General features: G+C 57.2%; 3 protein-coding genes. All 3 read right to left on the bottom strand.

The window, feature by feature from the left end:
* Nucleotides 1-287: 287 nt before the first annotated feature.
* Complete coding sequence (locus tag YY7_RS0149800) at nt 288-629, bottom strand: hypothetical protein (protein ID WP_028169419.1); 342 nt, start codon at nt 627-629, stop codon at nt 288-290.
* Between the two features lie 114 nt (nt 630-743).
* A complete protein-coding gene (locus YY7_RS61710) occupies nt 744-929 on the bottom strand; it encodes a hypothetical protein (protein WP_028169418.1) in 186 nt (61 codons plus the stop codon).
* 287 nt (nt 930-1216) lie between these two features.
* Nucleotides 1217-1930 carry a MerR family transcriptional regulator gene (locus YY7_RS0149790; protein ID WP_028169417.1) on the bottom strand — a complete coding sequence of 238 codons (714 nt, stop codon included), beginning with the start codon at nt 1928-1930 and terminating at the stop codon, nt 1217-1219.
* Between the last annotated feature and the right edge of the window lie 197 nt (nt 1931-2127).

Below are 2127 nucleotides of genomic sequence, written 5' to 3'. Positions count from 1 at the left end.
AGCGTCTCTGGCTGCGTGATAGAAAGGGATCAGGAGCAGTCAGTTTCCAACTAACAAACCGGTTCAAGCGGTCCCGCTCCGCGGGTCCATTTCAGTTATCAGCAAGCCAGTCCGACAGGCGGGTAGATGGTCGCACAGGCGAGGTTGAGCTTTTGTTGAGACAGCGAGAACGTCGGCCATTTCGTGTCCCCAAGGGCAGGTCGAAATGCTCACCTGCTTCGAAACTGGGCACCAAGGTTTGCTCCACGCCGACGCGGAAGCAGCTGCGAGCATAATCGTCGAGCGCATCAATTCTCGTGCGCGCAATCAAGCGCCTCGCAGCCCGTCGGCATTGCTGTCAATTCTAATTTGGCGGCGGTATCGCTCTGCGGTTGTCCAGGTGACGGTCCGTTCTCAAACTGCGCCGTGGAAGCTCGGCAAAGGACTAAGCAGAGGTAACGCAGCGACGAAGGCTCAGCTGTGTCCTTGGGCACAGAATGTTCCTTAGGCCCATCGACATCATAGGACTGCTCCACGAACAGTGTCGCGAGCGCCAGATATGAGGCGAGTACCGCGAGCGTGAGCAACCACGCCAGTCGCGTATCGTGGTCGGCAGGACGTTTCATCATTTCCATTACTTCGCTGAACATCTAGGTGCATGTGCCGTCGCGACGATCAGTTTACCCGGACGGTTCGACAATTGTCATGCCAGCGGCATGGGAGGGGCCGCCTTGTCTCTTTGGTGTCGGACCGGACCGTCTCGATTACTGTTTGGGGTGGCTGTGAACGATGCGCAGCCGGTAATCGCCCATGCTCGAAGCGGCCGGCCCTCGAGCGCGTCCGCTCACGCCTGGATAGTGGCTTAGGCGTAGAGCGGCAAAGCCATCGGCGGCGGTGCGCCTGTCCTCAAGAACGGCAATCGTTTCATTCTGATGCTGTTGCAGTTCCATACGATCCTCCCGCTAGCCAGAGTTGTCCCGTGTTGTCAGGGGCCGCGGCCAGCTACTTAGATCGTACAATTTGACGCTACGTACGATTCAAGCCCATTGGAGAGGCTTCGTCTGGTGAATGTATCAAAAAGCCGCATCTCGAGGACGGAGAGACGGGGCAAAACCTCGAGACGAGCACAACGAGGTCCTCAACCACGCGACGCGAGCCGCGTGCTTAGGTCAAAAACTCATCTCATTCTCATCTAAATGGAGAACGCGGCGGTCGTGCACGCAAAGTGCGCGACAAGTCAGTGCGGTTCATCCTTCAGGGCGGCAAGGGCGAGGTCGAGATACTGCATTAGGTGGGGATCCCAGCCAGTCATGTTGCGAGGCGCACTGAGTCGCGCAAGAACTTTCAGTATTGTTGAAACGGTCGATTCAATTCCGGCGATTTCAGTGATTAGTGAACGCGCTTGAAGCGCCACAGCATTCGCCCGTTCGCTGCAGGGATGCTCACCCCGTTCCACGCAATCGCGCAGGTCGTCGCGGATCTTCCGCCACCGCTCCTCGCGAACTGCGTCCAGGACGCATGTGCATCGGAGCTCCTGAGTGCGCTCCTCAACCCGTGACATGGCGTCCAGAGTGGCAGGTAGCTCATCTACGCTGACGTGTATTTCTCCATCCGTTGTCATGTTGCGCAAGCGATCTCGCAGCAGGGTTGTACGCGCGACTTGAAGCTCAATTCTCTCCAAATGCATGCGCAACAAGTCAGTGAGCGAGGTGCTGCCCCCAATCGCTCTGCGAATCTCTTCAAGCGAGAAGCCAAGCTCACGTAGCGCTAGGATTTGATATACTCGTTGTACGCTCTCGCGGTCGTACATTCGGTGACCGCCGCCGGTGCGTTCCGAGGCGCTCAATAAACCCGTGTGTTCGTAGTGATGCAGAGTGCGAACCGTCACGCCGGTAGCCTCTGCAAGCTCGCCAATGCGCCATCGACGCCTTCGTGGTGTAGGTTTTGTCATGGTCCTCTGTTTTCAAGCCTACAACCTGACGTCGGGTGAGATTCAAGTCATTTCAATGATCTAGCAGTCTGCTGAAAAACGTGAGGAATGAAGCGTTTTTTTTGTTGCGGAGGCCTCGTTGGGCTGGCGCGTCCGGGAGGCTAGGTCTGGGCTGGCTGGGCTGCAACCAGTTTGGGGATGCGGATCAGATTATAGGC

It is taken from the genome of Bradyrhizobium elkanii WSM2783, assembly GCF_000472865.1.
In the GTDB taxonomy this organism is placed as follows: Bacteria; Pseudomonadota; Alphaproteobacteria; order Rhizobiales; family Xanthobacteraceae; genus Bradyrhizobium; species Bradyrhizobium elkanii_A.
Note: the sequence above shows the minus strand (reverse complement) of the source record. Positions and strands in the feature narration are given on the sequence as shown.

Bases quoted from the DNA above. Each gene is read 5' to 3' on its own strand.
- YY7_RS0149790 (WP_028169417.1), bottom strand. From the start codon at position 1,930: ATGACAAAACCTACACCACGAAGGCGTCGATGGCGCATTGGCGAGCTT.
- YY7_RS61710 (WP_028169418.1), bottom strand. From the start codon at position 929: ATGGAACTGCAACAGCATCAGAATGAAACGATTGCCGTTCTTGAGGAC.
- YY7_RS0149800 (WP_028169419.1), bottom strand. From the start codon at position 629: ATGTTCAGCGAAGTAATGGAAATGATGAAACGTCCTGCCGACCACGAT.